The organism is Chitinophaga sp. 22308 (genome assembly GCF_052045305.1).
GTDB classification, from domain to species: Bacteria; Bacteroidota; Bacteroidia; order Chitinophagales; family Chitinophagaceae; genus Chitinophaga; species Chitinophaga varians_A.
In genome coordinates, this window is sequence record NZ_JBQEOP010000007.1 from 25756 (window position 1) to 46210 (window position 20455).

11 protein-coding genes are annotated in these 20455 nt (G+C 52.1%); all 11 read left to right on the forward strand.

The window, feature by feature from the left end; translation table 11 throughout:
- Positions 1 to 25: 25 nt before the first annotated feature.
- The 11 genes from ACTJJS_RS26195 to ACTJJS_RS26245 all read left to right on the forward strand — a co-directional run bounded on the left by ACTJJS_RS26195 (position 26) and on the right by ACTJJS_RS26245 (position 20337).
- Complete coding sequence (locus ACTJJS_RS26195; RefSeq protein ID WP_440666270.1) at positions 26 to 3844, forward strand: amino acid adenylation domain-containing protein; 3819 nt, start codon at positions 26 to 28, stop codon at positions 3842 to 3844.
- Between the two features lie 27 nt (positions 3845 to 3871).
- Complete coding sequence (locus ACTJJS_RS26200; RefSeq protein ID WP_440666272.1) at positions 3872 to 5320, forward strand: serine hydrolase; 1449 nt, start codon at positions 3872 to 3874, stop codon at positions 5318 to 5320.
- Between the two features lie 27 nt (positions 5321 to 5347).
- The gene (locus ACTJJS_RS26205; RefSeq protein WP_440666274.1) at positions 5348 to 6817 is read left to right on the forward strand and encodes an aspartate aminotransferase family protein; all 1470 of its coding nucleotides are present in this window, start codon (positions 5348 to 5350) and stop codon (positions 6815 to 6817) included.
- Positions 6814 to 7686 carry an aspartate/glutamate racemase family protein gene (locus tag ACTJJS_RS26210; protein ID WP_440666275.1) on the forward strand — a complete coding sequence of 291 codons (873 nt, stop codon included), beginning with the start codon at positions 6814 to 6816 and terminating at the stop codon, positions 7684 to 7686. The genes ACTJJS_RS26205 and ACTJJS_RS26210 overlap by 4 nt, the downstream gene beginning before the upstream one ends.
- Positions 7616 to 8509, forward strand: coding sequence for a thioesterase domain-containing protein (locus ACTJJS_RS26215; protein WP_440666277.1), 894 nt, complete (start codon positions 7616 to 7618; stop codon positions 8507 to 8509). Before ACTJJS_RS26210 ends, ACTJJS_RS26215 begins: the two co-directional genes overlap by 71 nt.
- Before the next feature lie 54 nt (positions 8510 to 8563).
- Positions 8564 to 14680 (forward strand): glucoamylase family protein, encoded by a 6117-nt coding sequence (locus tag ACTJJS_RS26220; protein ID WP_440666279.1) that lies wholly within the window; start codon positions 8564 to 8566, stop codon positions 14678 to 14680.
- 15 nt (positions 14681 to 14695) lie between these two features.
- The gene (locus ACTJJS_RS26225) at positions 14696 to 16321 is read left to right on the forward strand and encodes a vitamin K epoxide reductase family protein (protein WP_440666280.1); all 1626 of its coding nucleotides are present in this window, start codon (positions 14696 to 14698) and stop codon (positions 16319 to 16321) included.
- 48 nt (positions 16322 to 16369) lie between these two features.
- Positions 16370 to 16582, forward strand: coding sequence for a hypothetical protein (locus tag ACTJJS_RS26230; RefSeq protein WP_440666282.1), 213 nt, complete (start codon positions 16370 to 16372; stop codon positions 16580 to 16582).
- 10 nt (positions 16583 to 16592) lie between these two features.
- Entirely contained in the window at positions 16593 to 17432 is an 840-nt protein-coding gene (locus ACTJJS_RS26235; protein ID WP_440666284.1) for a DUF6625 family protein, read from the forward strand.
- A 45-nt stretch (positions 17433 to 17477) separates the two neighbouring features.
- Positions 17478 to 17678 carry a hypothetical protein gene (locus ACTJJS_RS26240; RefSeq protein ID WP_168873991.1) on the forward strand — a complete coding sequence of 67 codons (201 nt, stop codon included), beginning with the start codon at positions 17478 to 17480 and terminating at the stop codon, positions 17676 to 17678.
- A gap of 229 nt (positions 17679 to 17907) precedes the next feature.
- A complete protein-coding gene (locus tag ACTJJS_RS26245) occupies positions 17908 to 20337 on the forward strand; it encodes an ABC transporter permease (RefSeq protein WP_440666286.1) in 2430 nt (809 codons plus the stop codon).
- The last annotated feature ends 118 nt before the right edge of the window (positions 20338 to 20455 follow it).

Genomic DNA, 20455 nt, shown 5'->3' on the forward strand with positions numbered 1-20455 from the left:
TTTTTAACTCCCAGCACTTATATACATGTCTACCGGACCCACACTCGATTACAAGTCCCTTGAAACAAACGCAAGGGCCAGGGCAAGAAGTTACTGGCAACAACGTTTTGCCGGATTTCAACCTGCCGCTTATTTTATTGACTATGGAAAACTCCACGATAGCCATGTCGCCCGCCAGACAGCCACCTGTACTGTTACTGCACCGACAGAGGTAACAGGCAGGCTTCAGCGTATCGCTGTGTCGGACAAGGCGCGGTATATTGTACTGCTGGCTGTATTAGGTATACTGGCCAGAAAATACTCCATGTCCGGCGACGTGATGATCCTCTGCCCCGTGTACAGCGATGCTGTATTGGCTGGAGACGATGAACGTATTGTGCCAGTCCGCATGAATGATTTCGGGGATGTTTCATTCCAGGATTTTCTGCTGAAGCTGAAAGATATGCTGGCAGCCGATCTTCAGCATAGCGGATACCCTGTTGAGCGCATACTGGAACGAAAAAGGGACATCTTGAATGAGGTGGCAACAACGGGCATGATGGTCAGGGGGATACACTCCCCCGAATCATTCGGTGCCCATACTCCGGACCTGCTTTTCTGTTTCCGCGTACAGCAGGAACTGGAGCTGGAGGTACAGTATAATGCGGCCCGCATGGATGCGGGGTTTATTCAGCAGCTGGCAGACCGCTATTTTATCCTGCTGGCGAACTGCCTGGGCGCGGCAAAAGCAAAAGTCAGTGAGGCGGAAATGACCACCGCAAGTGAGATATACCAGATACGCTGCGAATTTAACGACACGAGGACCAGTTATCCTTCGGATAACACGATTACGGCATTGTTTGAAGAACAGGTGCGACTCGCCCCCGAAAATACGGCCATTACCGCCGGAGAAATAAGCGTCAGCTATCGGCGATTGCATGAAATGGCAACTGTCATATCCGGGGAGGTACGCCGGCAGGGCGGCGGGCGAGGGACCTGTGTGGCCGTGCTGGCCGACCGGTCCATTGAGGCAGTAGCTGCCATAATTGGTATTCTAAGAGCAGGCGCAGCTTACCTGCCGCTGGATCCAGAGCACCCCGCCGGCAGGCATGAGCTCATGCTGAAAGAAGCAAAGGTGAAGACTGTTCTCGCACAGCAACATTACGCCGGATGGCTTCCGGAAGATGTTGCTGTATGCATCATCGAAACGCTCAAAGCGGAAAATGACCCCGACAACGAAAGTTTGCCGGCAGGCCCGGATGATACCGCTTATGTAATGTTCACTTCAGGGTCGACCGGTATCCCCAAAGGGGTAGCGGTCACTCACCGGAATGTGATACGGCTGGTGAAAAACACGAACTATGTGACACTTAACCGGCAGACACATATTTTGCAGACAGGCGCACCCGCTTTTGACGCTACCACTTTCGAGATATGGGGCGCGTTGCTCAACGGCGGGCGGCTTTTCCTCCCTGGTAAAGAAGTGCTGATGGATACGGCGAAGCTGGGGAAAGCATTGGCAGAATACAACATTAACACGCTGTGGCTGACTGCATCGTTATTCGATCAGCATACAGGCATAGATGCTTCCATATTTAAACCGTTGCGCTATCTCCTCGTTGGCGGCGATGTACTGACACCGCGTTATATCAACCAGGTGCGCCAGCAGCATCCGGGCCTACAGGTAATTAACGGGTACGGACCTACGGAGAATACTACTTTTTCTGCTTGTCATCTTATTCAGAAAGATTACCTGTACAATATTCCTGTGGGGAAACCGGTCAGCAATTCCACGGCTTATATACTCGATATGGATGGTAATCTTCAGGCCGTGGGGGTGCCGGGCGAACTGTATGTTGGCGGCGATGGCGTGGCAAAAGGCTATCTCAACGATGAAAACCAGACCAGAGCTAAGTTTATGGACAACCTGTTTGTAAACGGTGACCGGCTATACCGGACCGGTGATCTTGCCCGGTGGTTGCCCGGAGGTATTATCGAATTTTTGGGAAGAATAGACACACAGCTGAAGATCCGGGGTTTTCGCGTTGAGCCGGCGGAGGTAAAGCATCATCTGCTGCAACACTACGCTGTTCGCGATGCGGCAGTCATCGCACGGGAAGATAATAAAGGAAAACACCTGGCCGCCTACTACGTGCCTGCAGAGAAAACAACGTCAACGGCACTACGGGATTTTCTCGCAGAACGACTGCCGGCCTATATGTTGCCGATGCATTATATCGCGCTGGAGTACTTTCCACTGACACCCAACGGTAAGCTGGACGTGGCCGCGCTTCCCGGGCCGGCTTCCCGGCTGACCGGTGACTACATTGCTCCTGTTACCCCTGAAGAAACATTGCTGGCAGGTATTTGGGAAGAGGTATTGGAGGAAACGCAGATAGGAGTGGAAGACAACCTTTTTATGCTGGGTGCTGATTCGATAAAGGCACTGCAAATCAGCGCAAGGGTGCGCAGCGCCGGATATGAAATCGGCGTAAAGGATATCATGGCCTGCGAGACCATCCGCGAGCTCGCCAGGCGGCTGATAAAGAGGTCGCTTGTTTCACCGCAGGAAGCTGAAACCGGCATCGTTCCTCTGTTACCGGTACAGCTGCATTTTTTTGCAGACGCCACCGCTGAAAAGCAACACTTTAACCAGTCGGTCATGCTGCATTTCCCTGACGGTTTGTCTGTTGACATGGCCCGTGAAATTTTGAGCAGGATAGCCGACCACCATGACGCGCTGCGGATGGTGTTCCGTTATAAAGACGGGACAGTGGTACAGGAGTGCAGGCCCCCTGGACAGCCGTTGCTTGTACCGGAAACAGACCTGCGTAACATAGCGACGCCTGAGGCGCTGCTACTGGAGGAATGTAATAAGCTACAGGCAGGGATAGATCTGGAAAACGGACCGCTGATAAAGCCGGGGCTGTTTCATCTGAAAGATGGCAGCAGGCTGTTGATCGTGGTCCATCATCTGGCGATAGACGGAATATCATGGCGTATACTGTTCGAAGACATTGACCGTCTGTATAAACAATCAATAAATGGAAAACCACCGGACTTCCCGCTGAAGACCGACTCGTTAAAAACATGGGCCCTGCACCTGCGGGAGTATGCGCGGAGTAAAAAGTTCCGGAAAGCCGCCAGATACTGGGACGAGATATCCCGTAAGCCGGTGGACCCTCTGCGGCGGGATTTTAACAGACCTCCCGGTTTGACAGGCGATAGCCGCACGGTTTCTTTTACACTGAACAGCCGCGCCACTGCCGATCTCCTTGGAAACGGCCAGGCATGGTATAATGCCCGCGTAGACGAAATGTTGCTGGGTGCGCTGCTGGCAGCGGTAAGAAAACAATACGGAAAACAAAATATACTGGTCGACCTGGAAGCTCACGGTAGAGAAGAGTTGACGCAGGGTGTTAACGTCAGCCGCACGCTGGGGTGGTTCACGGCTATATACCCGGTGCTGCTCGAAAGCGCGGAAGACTACCTGCCAGCCATAGTAAAAGACGTACGGGGCCTTCTTCGCCGTATACCGAATAACGGCGTCGACTATCTGGTGCGTAAATATCTCGCACCCGGCGCGCCTCCCACCGGACAGGAGGCCCGGCCGCAGATCAACTTCAATTACCTCGGCCAGTTTGATGCCGACCTGGCCGGCCGCGCCTACCGAATAGCAGCAGAACCCACGGGACGGGAAATTTCACCGAAGCGGACCAGGGAGTACGACTGGACCATATCAGGAATGCTGATCAACAGACGGCTGGAGTTAAGCCTCACCTATAGCACGGAGCAGTACGCGCCGCTGACTATCAAAACCTTTATGGACCATTACCGCGAAAGCCTGGAGGAACTGGCCAGATAGCCCTTACTACACGCTCAATTTAACCGCATGAAAATCAATATCCTCAAACACTGTAGTCTCCTGCTGGCGTGTGGTCTCTGCCTGTCGGTAGTGGCCAGGTCGCAATCGGCGTCTTCAAAGGGTTTCGACCGGCAGGTCCACCGGATGATGTGGGAAGCAGGGGTGCCTGCCCTTTCACTGGCCGTTATCCGTGATGGTCGCCTCGCTTTTTATAAAAATTTTGAATGCCGTCCGCTGAACGGCAACAGGCGGATCAATGACGAAACCATCTTCGAGGCCGGTTCCCTGAGTAAAAGTTTCCTGGTATTTGTGGTCAACAGGCTGATAGATAAAGGTGTTCTGCAATCCGATACGCCGCTTTGCCGCTATCTCGAATATGATATGCTCAAACACGACAATCGGTACCGGTTGATCACCGCCCGCATGGTGTTGAGTCACTGTTCAGGAATAGAAAACTGGAAGCCTGACAATAACCCGGATACGCTGGAAATCATGGCCGACCCGGGAACCAAATTTGTCTATTCCGGCGAAGGATACCAGTACCTCGCGGAAGTGGTAAAAAAACTGCTGGGCCAATCGTACGACGAGTACATATCGAAGATGATTATCTCCCCACTGCATTTGAAACATACATACACGTCCTACAAAACCCAACCGCTTAACTATGCCGTGGGCCACAACAGCCTGGGGGTAGCCTATAAAAAATGGAAAAACGAAGGTCCGGTTCCTGCCGGCGGGATGCATCTTACGGCCGCCGATTATGCGAAGCTGGTCATCGCCTTGTTTGACGGGAAGAATATTTCTGCCGACAGGGTACGGGAGATACAGACACCCCGGATAGGGCTAGACCCGCATAACCCCGCATATTGCTATGGGCCGGGCTTTGAGCTGATCATTACGCCGGGCGATACCATCTTGTCTCATGGAGGTATTACCCCGGGCTTCAAAAACCTCATGTTCTATTCCGTAAAAAAGAAATGCGGTTTTGTAATGCTGACCAACAGCGACCGTGGTACCGTGATGGCCCGGAGGATAAATGAGCTCACCACAGGGCTGGACCTGAGTGCTTTTTTCCGCTCGGAATACGTGGTGGGGCAATATCCCAGTCACACCATCAGGCTACTGCAACTATACAGGAAACGCGGTGTTGCCGAAATGTTCAAAGGCATAGGGCAACTGAAAGCCACGGCCGACAGCATTACCCGGTGCAAAACGCTGAATGAGCTGGGATACATTTTCGTGGAAGGAAATAGTGAAGTGGCGGAAAAAATCCTGTTGGACAATATCCGGCTTTCGCCTTCGTCTTCACTGGCCTACTACCTGCTGGGCCACGCCCAGATGGCGCTGCAGAAATATGCGCCCGCCTTTAATAACCTGGAACATTCAAAGGAGCTGGGCTTCGATCTTGAACCTGTTGAGCCCTATCTGAAATTATGCCGCGAGGAGCTTCAAAAAAAGGAGCCCGCCGTTAAATGAATCGATCACATTAAAACCCTCAGAAAGATGGAAAAGAAAAACCCTCATGAGCCTGACTCATTCGATACCCCATTGTCTCCCGCTGAAGTATTGCAGGACAGACCTGCGGCCAGGTTTCAGGATTTTCACCTGGGGCCCGGCGCAAGGATCGTGTCTGAAACTATTCCCGGTGAACGCTCTAAAGAGCTGCTGGACATACAGCGTTCTCTTGAAGGCAGTATTGTCTCCTATCCCAGGGAAATGCCAATGGCTGTAAAACGCGCCAGGGGAGCGATAGTTGAAGATGTCGACGGAAACCGCTTCATCGATTTTTTCAGCGGCGCCGGTGTATTGAATGTAGGCCATTGTAACGACTATGTGCTGAAATATGTAAGGCGTCAGCAGGAAGACCTGATACACATGCTGGACTTCCCGACGGTGAACAAAATTGAACTGATTCAGAAAATTCTGCACCAGCTGCCGGCTGAACTCCGCAGTGAATTTAAAGTCAGTTTTTGCGGCCCCACCGGGTCCGATGCTGTTGAAGCAGCTATCAAACTGGCCAAACATAAAACGGGAAGAGAAGGCGTAATCGCCTTCCATGGCTCTTATCACGGGATGACTTCCGGGGCTTTGTCGGCAACCAGCCTTGTAAAGCTGCGCGAGAAGCTGCGCTCCAATATGCCCAATGTGAGTTTCGTTCCATACAGTTATTGCTACAGGTGTCCGTTCAAAAAAACGGCCGACAACTGCCAGCTGGATTGCGCAGAGTACCTGAGGTATGTGCTGGAAAATCCTCATTCTGGCATGGCAAAGCCGGCAGCGATCCTGCTGGAGCCCATTCAGGGCGAAGGCGGAACCGTTATCCCCAAGGAGGGGTTCCTGGAAAAGATAGTGAACATAGCCAGGGAAAATGATATCGTGGTGATTTTCGACGAAATACAATGCGGATTTTTCAGAACAGGAGATTTCTGGGCGTTCCGCGAGAGCAATGTATTCCCCGACATCATCACCATGTCCAAAGGTTTGGGTGGTATCGGGTTTCCGATTTCTGCCATTATCTACAACAAACAGGTCGAATCCTGGGGAGCCGGTGATCATATCGGGACCTTCAGGGGAAACCAGGTCAGCATCGCAGCGGGCAACGGCGCATTTGATTTTGTGAGGGAATACAATGTGGCAGAGCATACTCGGGAAATGGGAGCCTACATGCTGTCCCGGCTGCACGAACTGCTGGCTTTTTCGCCTGCCGTGGGAGATATCAGGGGCAAAGGATTATTCATTGGGGTGGAATACGTGAAGGACAAAAAATCCAAAGCCCCCGATCCGGCCATCGTGAGAACGATCAGGAAGATGTGTTTCGCCAAAGGATTGGTTTTTGAAATAGGAGGACATTACAACAACGTGGTGCGTTTTCTTCCTCCGTTAATCGTGAACCGGGAACTGATCGATAATGCGCTGGCCATTTTCGAAGAAGTTAACCGAACAGTTACTAACGGTATAGCATATACTGAATGAACAGCACGATGGTACGTATCAGTAAGGTTATTGGTATTGTAGGGGGTATGGGGCCGCAGGCGGGATGCGCACTGTTCAGCCATGTTCTCCGCTGTACTTCAGCAGGCAAAGATCAGGAGCATTTACCGGTTATCCTCATGTCTTTCCCCGGGGACATTGGGGACAGAAGTGCTTTTCTCGCCGGTCAGGTGAAGATCAATCCGGCTTACAGCATCGCGGAGGTGGTGCAGAAGCTGGAGAATGCCGGCGCCATGGTGATAGGGCTTGCATGCAACACCGCGCACGCTCCCCGCATTTATGATGTCATCAGGGAAGAACTGCGGAAGGCAGGAAGCCGCGCTACGCTCGTTCACATGCCGCTGGAAACCTGCCGCTACCTGAAAGCATATCACCCGCATATCCGCCGGATAGGTCTGATGGCAACAACCGGAACATACCGGTCCGGTATTTACCAGGAGCTGTTGCAAAAACATGGATACGAGCCCATAGTGCCAGCTCCGGCCTTCCAGGAAAACGTTATCCATCGCATGATATATGATCCGGTATTTGGTGTTAAGTCAAACTCCGGAAATATTAAAGCTCCGGCGAGGGAACTGATGGAGGAAGCGGTTGGCTTTTTTGAGGAAAACAGGGCCGACGCCGTTATTCTGGGTTGTACCGAGTTACCGCTGATACTCACCGCAGGGACGGTGAGAAATATGAGAATCATCGATCCCGCTGAAATACTGGCAACGGCGCTTGTAAAAGAAGCCCGTAACCAGGCAGCCACAGCTCAGGAACATTGCAAATTCTATTACGATGTCAAAAACACATGTAACAGTAACGGGCATACAGGTTCCGGCACTAACGGACCACTGCCGCAGGAATAAACACGTACATCACCTCAACTTCAACCATGAAGGCAGGCCGCTGTTCATTATACCCGGGATAGGAGGCAAGTCGGACAGGTTCCGGCTGTATGGGAACATCTTCCGGAAAGTATGCCCTGTGTATGGAATTGATATGATGGGCATCTCCCCGGGTGAAACACCGCTGGAAAGTATGCAGGACATTGCCTCGCAGAATATCCGCTGGATGAAAGCGGTGCAGCCGCAAGGGCCTTACCGGCTCATGTCTCATTCTTTCGGCGTATATATCATGTACGAAATGGCCCGGCAGCTGGAGGCGGCAGGGGAGTGCCTGGATTTCGTGGCGGCACTGGACCAGGGTATCAGCCACCGGCATGGTATTACTCCGGAAACCTCCCTCGCCGCTTCGGTACTTGAGCTGACAAGGGACTACCTGGAAGGTTTCCGCATACTGGTCCCGCCCTATCCCGACTGGAGCGCGGAACTATGGGAGATGCTTGCCGGCACTCCCGAGAAGGACATGGTGTCCTGCGTAGCGGACTTCATTTGCTCGAAAATTCCACACCGTGCCAACAGCATTGCATACTGTGCAAGACTCATTAATGTAAGGATATATAATGCCCGCATCGCCTATATTCCCCAGGGCCGCATTAATACTAAAGTTCTGTTGATAAAAGCGGCTATGAACACCGATAACAGCGAAGGTAGCGGGGATACCCGCGGATGGGCAACATACGCGCACGATGTAGACGTGCGCCAGGTGCATGCCAACCACCATAATATGTTATGGGGAGATAACGTATTCGTTACCGCGGGATATATCAAAGAAAGGCTCCAGGGCTGAAATACAGCCTGGCAAGGGGCAGTTACATCAAAACGATATTTCAAAAGATCTGATATGCGAAAATCATTGCGGCGTAAAGAGTTGTTCTATGCCGGTAAACGGCGGAAACTGAAAAAGCTGGCAGACCACCGCCCGCCGTTCAGGGCGGCCCTTTTCTATGCAGAACAGATGGAGGCGCATTGCAGGGAGATTGCGCACCGCCACCGTTTGGGTTCTGGGTGTAGGATAGCCGGGCTGCTAAAACGGTTGGCCACCTGCGAGAAAAAGTTGCTGGAAGTACAGCAGCTGCTGCCCAGGGTGAGCCAGACAGGCAGGCAGGCGGTACAGAACAGAGGGTGGAAAGCGAGTTTTTATTTTCTGGCAGACCAGATCAATAGTGCCAGAAATCTGATCCGTAAATACCCCGGGGAAATACCCTGCCTGGAAGACGGGCCCTCCCGCGGGCTTCCGAGGATTTATGATCTCATTGCAGGGATCATTGCTCATACCAATGCCCAGATAGAACCGAAAGATCTGGCCTCCTATATCAGCGCTTATCAGTCGATATCTGTACTGCGGGCGGGCGAGCTGAAATATATCCCTGCCATATTGAAACTGGCGCTGATAGAAAACCTGTGCAGCCTTGCCCTGCGATTTGCCGTAGTAAAGATAGATCAGCATCATGCCAATTGCTGGACCGGTAAGATATGGGCTGCTGATGACCAGGAAAGCATATACGAAGTGTTGGCAGGCTTCTTTCATACAGCATACAGCGAAAGCGATATGGTGATGGCCGAGCTGATAAGGCGGCTCAGGACGTATGCGCCCGGAGCGGGGCTGCCGTTAGTAATGCTGGAACAAAAGCTCATGGAAAAAGGAACGGCGGCAGACCGGCTGATACAGCGCACAGAAGAAGAACAATTGCAGGACCGGCTGTCGTTCCGCAACAGCTTGAGCAGTCTGCGTATCATGGATACGGTGGACTGGAACCGGTTTGCAGATACCTGCAGCGTTGTGGAGCCGGTGCTCGGTGCCGACGCAGCGGGCGCCTATACCCGTATGGACGCCTTTACCCGCGAGTTTTACCGCAAACAGGTAGGCATTATTGCCGGTAAAGCGAAGGTGTCTGAACTGAAGGTGGCGGAAACAGCTGTTTTACTGGCAAAAAGCAGTTGCGGCGAATGCACCGGACAACCGGTGGTCGGTCCTGAGGGGCATATCGGTTATTACCTCGCCGGAAAAGGACGGCGGCAACTGGAAGCATTCCTGGGCATCCGCATCGTTAACCACCGGATATGGCGGCGGCTACATGCCGCGGTACCTTTACTGATTTATCCCGGTGCGATACTGGGCGTCACGCTGGCCGGAATAGCCGGTTTCATGGCAATAGTACCCATATCACAGCTGCATCCCGCATGGATGGTACTGGCCATCCTGGCGCTCGCCGTTGGCTGGAGCCAGGCGGCAAAAAATATGGTGGACGGACTGACAGCGGCCGCAGTCAGACAGGTATTAGTGCCGCGGTTGGATTTCTCGCAGGGCATCCCGGAGAAATATAGCACGCTTGTTGTTGTTCCCGCTATGCTCACAAACGAATCGGAAATTGAAGAGCTGGTGCACTCGCTGGAGGTACGGTATCTCGCCAACAGGTACCAGCATCTGTACTTCGGACTACTGACGGATTTTACCGACAGCATACACCAAACTATGCCGGGGGACGAGGAATTGCTACAACAGGTGGAACAAAAGATAGCATTGCTGAACAACAGGTATCGTGGAGAAAACGGGGATATTTTTTTCCTTTTCCATAGGCCGCGTAAATGGAATGCCGGTGAAGCCAGGTGGATGGGATATGAGCGTAAACGAGGAAAATTGATGGAGCTGAATGCCCTGCTGCGCGGGCAGCGGCAGGAAAATTTTTCCGTTATTGCCGGCAACAACGGAAACGTTCCCGCAGTAAAGTACGTGATTACACTGGACGCAGATACGCAGCTGCCAAGAGATGCTGCCTGGAAGATGATTGGCGCCATGGCCCACCCGCTGAACCAGCCGGTATTCAGCCCGGAAAAAGGACGGGTAATAGCCGGTTACGGTATCCTGCAACCCGTTATAGCCACTGACATCAGGGGCATGGATAATTCTCTTTACCAGTACCTGACAGGCAGCGGACCTGACCTGGACCCATACACCGTTGCTGCGATGGACCTTTATCAGGATCTCTTCGGAGAAGGATCGTTTATCGGCAAAGGAATTTATGATGTGGACATAGTGCTTGAATGCTTGCAGGACCGGTTGCCCGAAAACAGGATATTAAGTCATGATCTGCTTGAAGGTACCTATCTGCGATCTGGCTTGCTGAGCGACGTAAAACTGTATGAGCCGTCGTTTAACTATCTCACAGACGTAAAGCGGCGTAACCGCTGGATGCGGGGCGATTGGCAGATTGCGGCGTGGACAGGTCCCCGCGTGCCCGGGTTTCACGGAAAAGCAGTGAGGAACCCACTGAGCATATTGTCCCGCTGGAAAGTGGCCGACAACCTGCGCAGCAGCCTGGTGCAGCCGGCCTGCCTGCTGCTGCTGATACTTGGATGGACCATGATGCCTGATCCTTTACCCTGGACGCTGATATCCCTGCTGATATTGATGTCACCTGCCGTAGTGCTTTTTACAGGAAAGCTGCTGAAGGCACCCCGACGGATGCTGACCGCCAGGCACTGGAAAGGCGCGGCTGAGGAGGCGGCCAACCGTTTGGCGCTCAACCTCTATGATATCATCGCTTTGCCTTTCAACGCATATAACGCTCTCGATGCCATTGTACGGGTACATTGGCGCCTCTTTGTTTCAGGAAAAAGGTTGCTTGAATGGGAACCTTCCGGAAGCCTGAAGTATGTGGGGCTGCGTAGCATCTGGGCGTTATGCCGCGTGATGTGGGCCGGCCCTTTCATGGCTGTTATGCTGACAGCTTACCTGGTAATCAGCAGGGCGGACATCATATGGTGGTTGTCGCCCGTTCTGTTGCTTTGGTTGCTTTCTCCGCTGGCGGGGTGGTTTCTCGTACATTCCTGGACGGTACAGGAAACGAAGTTCACCTCTGCACAGCTGTTGTTTCTGCGGAAACTGGCCCGCCGGACATGGGCCTACTTTGAAGAGTTTGTTAACAGTGAAGGCAACTGGCTGCCACCCGATCACTATCAGGAGTATCCTACACCACACCTGGCCACCTATACTTCGCCAACGAACATGGGACTTGCCCTGCTGTCGAACCTGGCGGCGGTGGATCTCGGCTATTCTACGCAGGGACGTTTCATCACCTGTACCTCCGGTATATTGGAGGCGATGGGGCGGCTGCAACGCTATAAAGGACATTTTTACAACTGGTATGATAACAAGACGATGCAGCCTACCCTGGACTTCATCTCCACGGTAGATTCAGGCAATCTGGCCGGCCACCTGCTGACACTGCGCCAGGGCTGTCTTTCCATGCCTTCGCAACCCGTTTTCAGCGCAGAGCTGTTTAAAGGGCTGCGTGATACCTTCGAGCTGTTGAAAGAAGAAGCCGGCGCTGGAAACATACCGGAACCGCTGAAGACAGAGTTTTATCAGTGCGTTAAAGCAGATCCCGTTACGCTCAGGGATTTTAAAACGGCCATGGAGCATCTTGTGTCCTGTGTATCGCGGCTCGCAGAGAACATCATCACAGAGGGGAAAACAGGTGCGGCCTACTGGCTGTCGGCGCTGCAACAGCAGTGTAACGCCATTATGCACGAGTTGAATGCACTGGCGCCCTGGTTATGGCTGCCTGCTATACCGGTTTCGTATAGCCACCTGCTGCCGCGGCATATCCCTTCGCTGTATGAGCTGGCAGGATGGTCACTTGCAACGGACGCCGGTAGCATGGCCGAAGCAGAACCGGAAGGTCTGAGGGAATGTATGGCCCGTGCCGGACAGTATGCCGGCGAACGGATTGCATTGTTAAAAGATATGGTGGCGAAATGTGCTTCGTTTGCAGACATGGAGTATGATTTCCTGTTTAAGAAACAGGAACAGCTGTTATCAATCGGGTATCATGTGGAAGCGAACACGCTGGATACTGATAATTACGATGTACTGGCATCGGAGTCGCGGCTTGCCACGTTTGTAGCCATTTGTCAGGACAAGCTGCCGGTCAAAGCCTGGTTTGCAAGCGGAAGGGCTGTTGTCCGGGAAAATGATGTCCTGTCGCTGTTGTCCGCAAACGGTACCATGTTCGAATACCTCATGCCGCTGCTGGTTATGCCTAATTTCGACAATACGTTGCTGGATGTTGCCTGTAAGGGCGCCGTACAACAGCAGATGGCATATGGAAAAAGACAGGGAATACCCTGGGGCGTTTCAGAATCGGCTTACAATACTTTCACGGACGGCACGCATTATGGTTACAAAGTATTCGGTATCCCGGAGCTCAGCCTGAAACGCGATCATGCAGAGGAAGACCAGGTGGTGGCGCCTTATGCTACTGCGCTTGCTTTAATGGTGCAGCCGGCAGAAGCCTGCGGGAACCTGCAGCTGCTGGCATCTCTTGGCATGGTGGGAAGATATGGCTTATATGAAGCAGTGGACTATACGCCGTCCCGTGTTTCCAGGGGACAACGTTTTTCGCCGGTGCGTACATACATGGTACATCATCAGGGAATGAGTTTCCTTTCCTTTGCCAACGTGTTGTCGGACTGGTGTATGCAGCGTCGCTTTGTTGCAGATCCGCAGCTGGAGTCCACGCTGCTGCTTTTACAGGAGCGCGTGCCTGGCAGCACGGCGTTGCTGTTGCGAAAAGCGGCAGCCCCGGAACATCCGGAACAGGCGCCTGAAATATTTTCACAGCCTGGTGAAGGTACCCCGCGAATGCAACATACGGTTACCATGGCGCCCGAGGTACAGTTATTGGGTAATGGCAGGTATCGTGTGATGATGACCAACGCCGGTACAGGTTACAGCCGCTGGGGAGATGTGGCTGTAACCCACTGGGAAGGCGGCGGACCAGACCGTTGTGGCTTGTTTTTCTTTGTCAGTGAACAAGGGGAGCAAACCTGCGTGTCGGCCTCCTGCCATCCGCTTTCTGCACCGCATTCCGATTATAAAACTGTGTTCTCCCTTGGATATGCTGATTTCAATTGCCGGCACCGGGATCTGGAACTGCATGTCCGTGTCATGGTTTCTCCAGAAGATGATGTGGAAATAAGACGATGGTCTGTCCATAACCTTACAGACAGAAAACGGAGCCTGAAGCTGACAGGATATGCTGAGGTGGCACTGATGCCTGTTGCGGCCCGGGGTACGCCGTTGCCTCCTGTGATAACGGAAGTGGCATCCGATAAACAGGCGGTCTTCTGCACACGGAAAACCAGCACTGCTTTCGGCCGTTCTCCATGGCTGTTTTACAGCATGAGAATACACGGAGGCAAAGTACAGGCGCTCCGCTATGAAACAGACGGACCTGACGGAATAGGCGGTCGGCCGGCAGACCTTTCCGGGGTAAGCCCTTATTCGGGGATTGCGCAGCACGGAGACCTGTTGCTGGAGCCGGGAGAAACCATCACCGTGGATATTTTAATGGGAGTCGCCGACAGCCGCGAAGCCTGTAAGGCGCTGCTGGAACGGGCTACCCGTCCTCAACCGGCACAGCAGCTCGTAAGTGCAGTCAAAGAACACGGCAGGTCTGTGCTAAAATACCTGAACGCCACAGAAGAGGACATTCAGCTGTTTCGCAGAATGGCAGGCGCCGCGATTTTTCCCGGGCGCACATCGTACCAGCCTGATACCGCCAGGGTGAACGGACCGTTGCATGCCAGGCAGGTCATATTGCTGCGGGTGCACGATACCGCCCATATTGAAATGGTGTCCCGGGTAATACAAATGCACGCCTTCTGGCGCCTGCATGGATTGTACCTGACATTAGTCATCTGGAACGAAGACCAGAGCTGTTATCGCACCTTCCTGCAAAGGCTGCTGATGGAGCTGATTTCTTCCGGCATCGGGGCAGATGCGCTTAATCACCACCGGGGCGGCATTTTTGTCAGGCAGGTGGGCGTTCTCACAGAAGACGACCGTGCCTTGCTGAACAAAGCGGTGTACGTGATCACCCGGGAGAAATGGAGGATGGCGGAATTGCCGGTAAGCAGTTACGATATGGCAGACGAAGCTCCGCTGACAGTCTGATTTAACATATGATGTATGATGATCAATGCCTTCTTACACACCCGCTTACGCGAAAACCCTGTGGCTGCCACACTGCTGTTAATGCGTCAGCTGAGGATGAGGGTGGATACCGCGGCTGTTGCCGACGCGGTGTTGCTGCACCCGGATTATCCCAGCCTGCTGGCCATCAGCGATGTGCTGGGCCGATGGAAGATCAGGAATGCGGCGTTGCGGCCGGCTGCAGAGGAGTTATCCATGTTGCCGTTTCCAGCGTTGGCTTATATGAATAGTAACGGTGGCTCTTTTGCTGTTTTAACAGCTGTTTCGGAAGACAAGGTTACGTATATGCGCCCGGCAGGTAAAAGCAGGGAGATCACCCAGAAACGCGACATATTTCTGCGGGAATGGGGTGGAGTGGTGCTACTGGCAGAAAAGCCGGTAGGCACAGGCAGCGTAACAGAAAGGCAGCGGCTGTTGCCGCGAAGCGCCATCAGGCCGTTGCTGCTGCTGTTGTTGTTGCTGATGGCCTGCGGCTGCATTTTCGTAGCTACGCCACCGTATCTGCTGCTGTTGGTCGTGTTGGCGCTGATAAAAAGCATCGGCAGTTTTATCACCTGCCTGTTATTGTGGTACGGGACAGACAAGTCCGGTTTAGCTTTACAGCAGGTGTGTGCGGCCGGCAAAAAAATCAATTGCGATGCCGTGCTGCAGTCACCCGCGTCGAGGCTGCCGGGAGGGCTGAGCTGGAGCGAAGCAGGGTACTTTTATTTTGCAGGTGGGTTTCTGTTGGCGGTATTAGCGTCGGGGCACGAGGGTACATGGCCCTTGCTGGCCTGGCTGAATGCCCTGGCATTGCCATATATCCTGTTTTCCGTGTTTTATCAATGGCGGGTGGTCCGGCAGTGGTGCCTGTTATGCCTCTGCGTGCAGGTGCTGCTGGCTGCTGAACTGGCGGTAAGCTGGCCGGCCTATTGGAAACCTGCGCTGAATGGCGCCTCACCCTTGTGGAACGTGCAGCCGCAGCTGCTGGTAATGGCGGGCCTGCTTTTTTTCATTCCGGTAACGGTGTGGTTTTGGGCGAAACCGCTGCTGGTAAAAGCCCAGCTGAATACAGTACTGAAAAGAGAACTGTTCAGCCTCAAATACAATGAAGAGGTATTTGAAGGCCAGTTGGCTAAACAGCCGCGTATAATAGCCGATCCCAGGCAGTTGGGTATCATATTGGGCAATGCTGATGCGGAACATACGATTGTCAAAATATGTAACCCCTATTGCAGCCATTGTGCACGGGCGCACCCCGCTATCAATGAATTGCTGAACGAAAATGACAACGTCAGGATACAGATCATTTTTGCAGCATCAGGAAAAGCCGATGATCCGGCAACAAGGGTTGTACGTCATTTCCTTGCTGTTTATCTGAAGCATGACGAACAGTTGATGCGGCAGGCTTTGGATGACTGGTACTTATCGCCCCGCAAACACTACGGGACATTTGCAGCCAGGTACCCGGCCAGCGAATCGCCCGCAGCTGAGCACGCCATCGCGCAAATGAACGCCTGGTGCAGGCGGGAAGAGATAACTACAACGCCTGCCTACTTCGTAAATGGCCATCGGTTGCCACGGCTATATCAGCTGGCGGAGCTGAAACAGTTGCTCCGCTGACATGCCGGAAAGTAACTCTCTTTCATCATCAAAAAATTAACAGAAAAAATGAAAAACCGGACTTTATCAATAACGCAACAGGCTATGGACCGGGAAGCCATGAAAAAGATCCGCGCTGCGGTGGCGGATTGCCAGCGGTATGGAGAAGCCTGCAATACCGAGCAACAGCTGAATTGCTGCAGCGGCCTGTATTGCGTGGATGCCGTCTGTGGTACCGAAAAACGGCGCGCTGCAACGCAGGCAAGCGAGGAAAAACATTAAATAACACGATATGACGCTAGTAAAAAAAGAACACCGGATTGTGCTCCTGAGTACCTACTTCGGCCCCACGCCCTGGTATTTCCCCTATTTTGTGTTATCCTGCCGGTATAATCCCGGTGTCGATTTTTTGTTGTTTGCTGATCATGAAACCGGCCTGGAGTTGCCTCCTAATGTCCGTTTTATAGAAATGACCCTGGAGGCATTCCGTCGGAAAGCCACATCAGTATTGGGCTTTGACGTGGTGACGACGCCACAGCCTTATAAGATCTGTGACTTAAGGCCGGCATTCGGCCTGCTGTTTCACGAATACGTGCAGGAATACGATTTCTGGGGCCAGGCGGATACCGACATCCTCTTTGGTAATATCCGGAAATTCCTGGACGATACCATACTGGACAATTATGATATGATCTGCCTCCGGCACGATTATATTTCCAGCTGGTTTACGTTGTACCGTAATAATGAGCAGATGAACCACCTTTTCAAGGAAAGCAGCGACTATAAAAAAGTATTCACCACAGAACGGTATTTTAATTTCGATGAAACGAACCTTACCTTCTTTGAATTTGCGCATTCTGTTCCTTATCAGCAGATCCCCAGCGAGGTGGAAAGCATGACGCACCTGGTTAAAAGACTCCAGGAGCAGGGGGCGGTACGGGCCTATTTTGATATGCATGCCATTGAAGGAAGGCCGGGGAGAATGATCTGGAGCAAAGGGCAACTGATCTATAAGAACCAGTTTGAAGTTTTGCTGTATCACCTGCTGGAGTTTAAAAAAGTCTATCAGCCCAAACACCGGCCTGAAAAGGTAAAAGATACGTTTCGTATTAGCCCTGCCCGTATTTATTGATCATGTACGGGAATATTTTTATGATAACCACATTAATTTCTCCTGATGGAACCAAATACGACAGAACTGAAGAAACTAAATTTCCGGCAAATGAAGCAGGCACTGACACCTGAGGAAATGAAAAAGATCATGGCCGGCATTCCTGATTGCCAGGTACATGCTGCTCACTGTGATACGGAAAGCGCCCTCAATTGCTGCAGTGGATTGTATTGCGAAGGGAACGTATGTGTTGTGAAAGATGCCTGAGCCGGTCCCCCCGGACCGCAGCGTTTGCCGCGTTGATCAAAAAAGTTATTTTGTATAGCTATTTCAGGGTATCCGTTTACGTGATATCGTTATTACCGGACGAACCCAATATTTTAGAAAACGGACATCGCCCTGTCCGAATCCGGACAGTTACATGATTATTGGCAAATACAGTGTACTGTTTTCCAATGCGCTAAGGTATTGGCACGCCCTTTATACTCTTAAAACTATGATTCGGAATTATCTTGCTATTGCCCGCAGAAACCTATTACGTAAGCGGGGATTCACTGCTATCAACATCGCCGGCCTGGCTACGGGCCTTTGCTGTTTCCTGCTGATCTCCCTGTATGTTATCGATGAGCTGAGTTATGACCGCTTTCATAAAAAAGCGGACCGTATCTACCGTATTCACCTGGACATGCGGATGGGCGGTGTAGACCGTACCATGCCCAACTCACCAGACGCTATGGGAGGATTACTGAAAAAAGATTATCCTGAAATAGAACAGTATACACGCATTTATACGCATAATGGCAGCCGGCTGGTAAAGAAAGGGAATGAGTTTATTACAGAAACCCGCGCGGCTAACGCAGACTCCACTTTTTTTGACGTATTCAGTTTCCATGTGATAGAAGGAAACGGAAACACAGCTCTTGCAGAGCCCAATACGGTTGTCATTTCCGCTTCGTTGGCAAAGAAATATTTTGGTATGCTCCAGGCGGTTGGCAAAACACTGGAAGTACAGGAGGGCGATGGGGTTGTACCCTACAGGGTCACAGCCGTCATAGAGGATATGCCGGAAAATTCGCATTTCCGTTACGACCTTTTGTTCTCCATGAGCAGCCTTCATTATGACTGGGGACAGGTAGGAAGCCATAATTTTTATACCTACCTGGTACTGGGCAAACACGTGAGGCCGGCCACTGTGGAGAAGAAATTTCCCGAATACGTTCGTAAGTACCTGCTGCCGCATATACAGGAACGGATGCACGTAACCACCATGGAAGAGTTTATCAATGCCGGCAACAAGGTCAACTACTGGCTGATGCCGCTTACCAGGATACACCTGTACTCTAACCTTGAGGAGGAGCTGCGGCCGCCGGGAAGTATTCAGTATGTGTACATTTTCTCTGCGGTGGCACTGTTTATATTGCTGATAGCCTGTGTAAACTTCATGAACCTGACAACGGCCCGTTCTGCAAACAGGGCCAGAGAAGTGGCTATCAGGAAAGTACTGGGCACCGAGAGAAAAGACCTGATCTTTCAGTTTCTGACCGAGTCTATCCTGATTGTATTGTTATCCATGCTGCTGGCCGTAGCGCTGGCTGCCGTGGTGCTGCCTATGTTTAATGAGTTGACAGGAAAACTAATTGGCGTCAAAGCCTTTCTTTCACCCTACATCCTGCCGGTACTGATTATATTGCCTTTTGTGGTTGGACTACTGGCGGGCAGTTACCCGGCTTTCTTCCTTTCAGCTTTTAGACCCATTGAAACGCTGAAAGGGAAGTTTAAACTGAACAGCAAGTCCGGCGGACTGCGGAATGTGTTGGTCGTGTTTCAGTTTTTTACTTCCATTGTGCTGATCATCGGAACGCTGGTGGTGTATCGCCAGCTGCACTACATACAAAGCAAGAACATCGGCTTTAACAAAGACCAGGTGCTGATCATTAACGGCACCTGGGCGCTGGGCAATAAAGCAGATGCTTTTAAAGACCGCGTAGTGAAACTGTCGGGCGTCAGCAGCGGAACGCTGAGCTCTTCGCTGCCGGTATCCAATACTGACCGCAGTAATACCGTCATTTCCACGGAAGCGGTGGTGACGGCGAAGAGCAGTATCAATATACAGACATGGCGGATTGACTATGACTATATAGGAACGCTGGGAATGAAAATAATGAAAGGCCGTAACTTTTCACGCGATTTTGGCAGCGACTCCTCCGCGGTGATTATCAATGAAACAGCTGCCAAGTTATGGGGGCTGGACGATCCGGTAGGCAAAACGATCTATCAGTGGCAGGATACCAAAACAATTCCGCGTACTATTATCGGGGTGGTTAAGAATTTCAATTACGAAAGCCTGCGTGAGAAGGTGGGCCCGCTGTGTTTCTTCCTTGACAGAAGTACGGGGTTGGCGGCTTTCCGTGTAAATACCACCCGGCTGAACGACCTGGTGAACGAAGTCAGGGAACTATGGAAGAGCATTGCACCGGAAGTGCCTTTCAGTTACCGGTTCCTGGATGAATCTTTTAATGCAATGTACGACGCGGAAAGGAGAGTAGGCAGGATTGCACTGCTTTTCTCAGGACTTGCCATATTTATAGCCTGCCTGGGTATATTTGGACTGGCGGCGTACATTGCGGAACAACGCATCAAGGAGATAGGGGTCCGGAAGGTGCTGGGCGCAAGCGTGGAAAGCATTGTGGCACTGCTGTCAAAGGATTTTCTGAGGCTGGTGCTTATCGCCTTTCTGATCGCAGCACCCCTTGGCTGGTGGATCATGAATAAATGGCTGCAGAGCTTTGCCTACCGCATTTCACTCAGCTGGTGGCTCTTCGTGCTGGCAGGTGTCATCGCCATGATGATCGCGCTGATAACCGTCAGCTTCCAGTCTGTTAAAGCTGCCCTAACCAATCCCTTAAAGAGCCTGCGGTCCGAATAACCGGGATATAATACGCTACGTTAAACCGCCATAAAGGACATACAAAGATTAGCGCCGGTCGCTTCCATTTTTGTCTGCTCTTTATGGCGTATTCTTTTTCCCCTCCGCAAACTTCGCC

Excerpts from the sequence above, each read along its gene's own strand:
- ACTJJS_RS26215 (WP_440666277.1), top strand. The coding sequence starts at position 7,616 with ATGTCAAAAACACATGTAACAGTAACGGGCATACAGGTTCCGGCACTA.
- ACTJJS_RS26210 (WP_440666275.1), top strand. The coding sequence starts at position 6,814 with ATGAACAGCACGATGGTACGTATCAGTAAGGTTATTGGTATTGTAGGG.
- ACTJJS_RS26220 (WP_440666279.1), top strand. The coding sequence starts at position 8,564 with ATGCGAAAATCATTGCGGCGTAAAGAGTTGTTCTATGCCGGTAAACGG.
- ACTJJS_RS26230 (WP_440666282.1), top strand. The coding sequence starts at position 16,370 with ATGAAAAACCGGACTTTATCAATAACGCAACAGGCTATGGACCGGGAA.
- ACTJJS_RS26195 (WP_440666270.1), top strand. The coding sequence starts at position 26 with ATGTCTACCGGACCCACACTCGATTACAAGTCCCTTGAAACAAACGCA.
- ACTJJS_RS26245 (WP_440666286.1), top strand. The coding sequence starts at position 17,908 with ATGATTCGGAATTATCTTGCTATTGCCCGCAGAAACCTATTACGTAAG.
- ACTJJS_RS26240 (WP_168873991.1), top strand. The coding sequence starts at position 17,478 with ATGGAACCAAATACGACAGAACTGAAGAAACTAAATTTCCGGCAAATG.
- ACTJJS_RS26205 (WP_440666274.1), top strand. The coding sequence starts at position 5,348 with ATGGAAAAGAAAAACCCTCATGAGCCTGACTCATTCGATACCCCATTG.
- ACTJJS_RS26225 (WP_440666280.1), top strand. The coding sequence starts at position 14,696 with ATGATGATCAATGCCTTCTTACACACCCGCTTACGCGAAAACCCTGTG.
- ACTJJS_RS26200 (WP_440666272.1), top strand. The coding sequence starts at position 3,872 with ATGAAAATCAATATCCTCAAACACTGTAGTCTCCTGCTGGCGTGTGGT.
- ACTJJS_RS26235 (WP_440666284.1), top strand. The coding sequence starts at position 16,593 with ATGACGCTAGTAAAAAAAGAACACCGGATTGTGCTCCTGAGTACCTAC.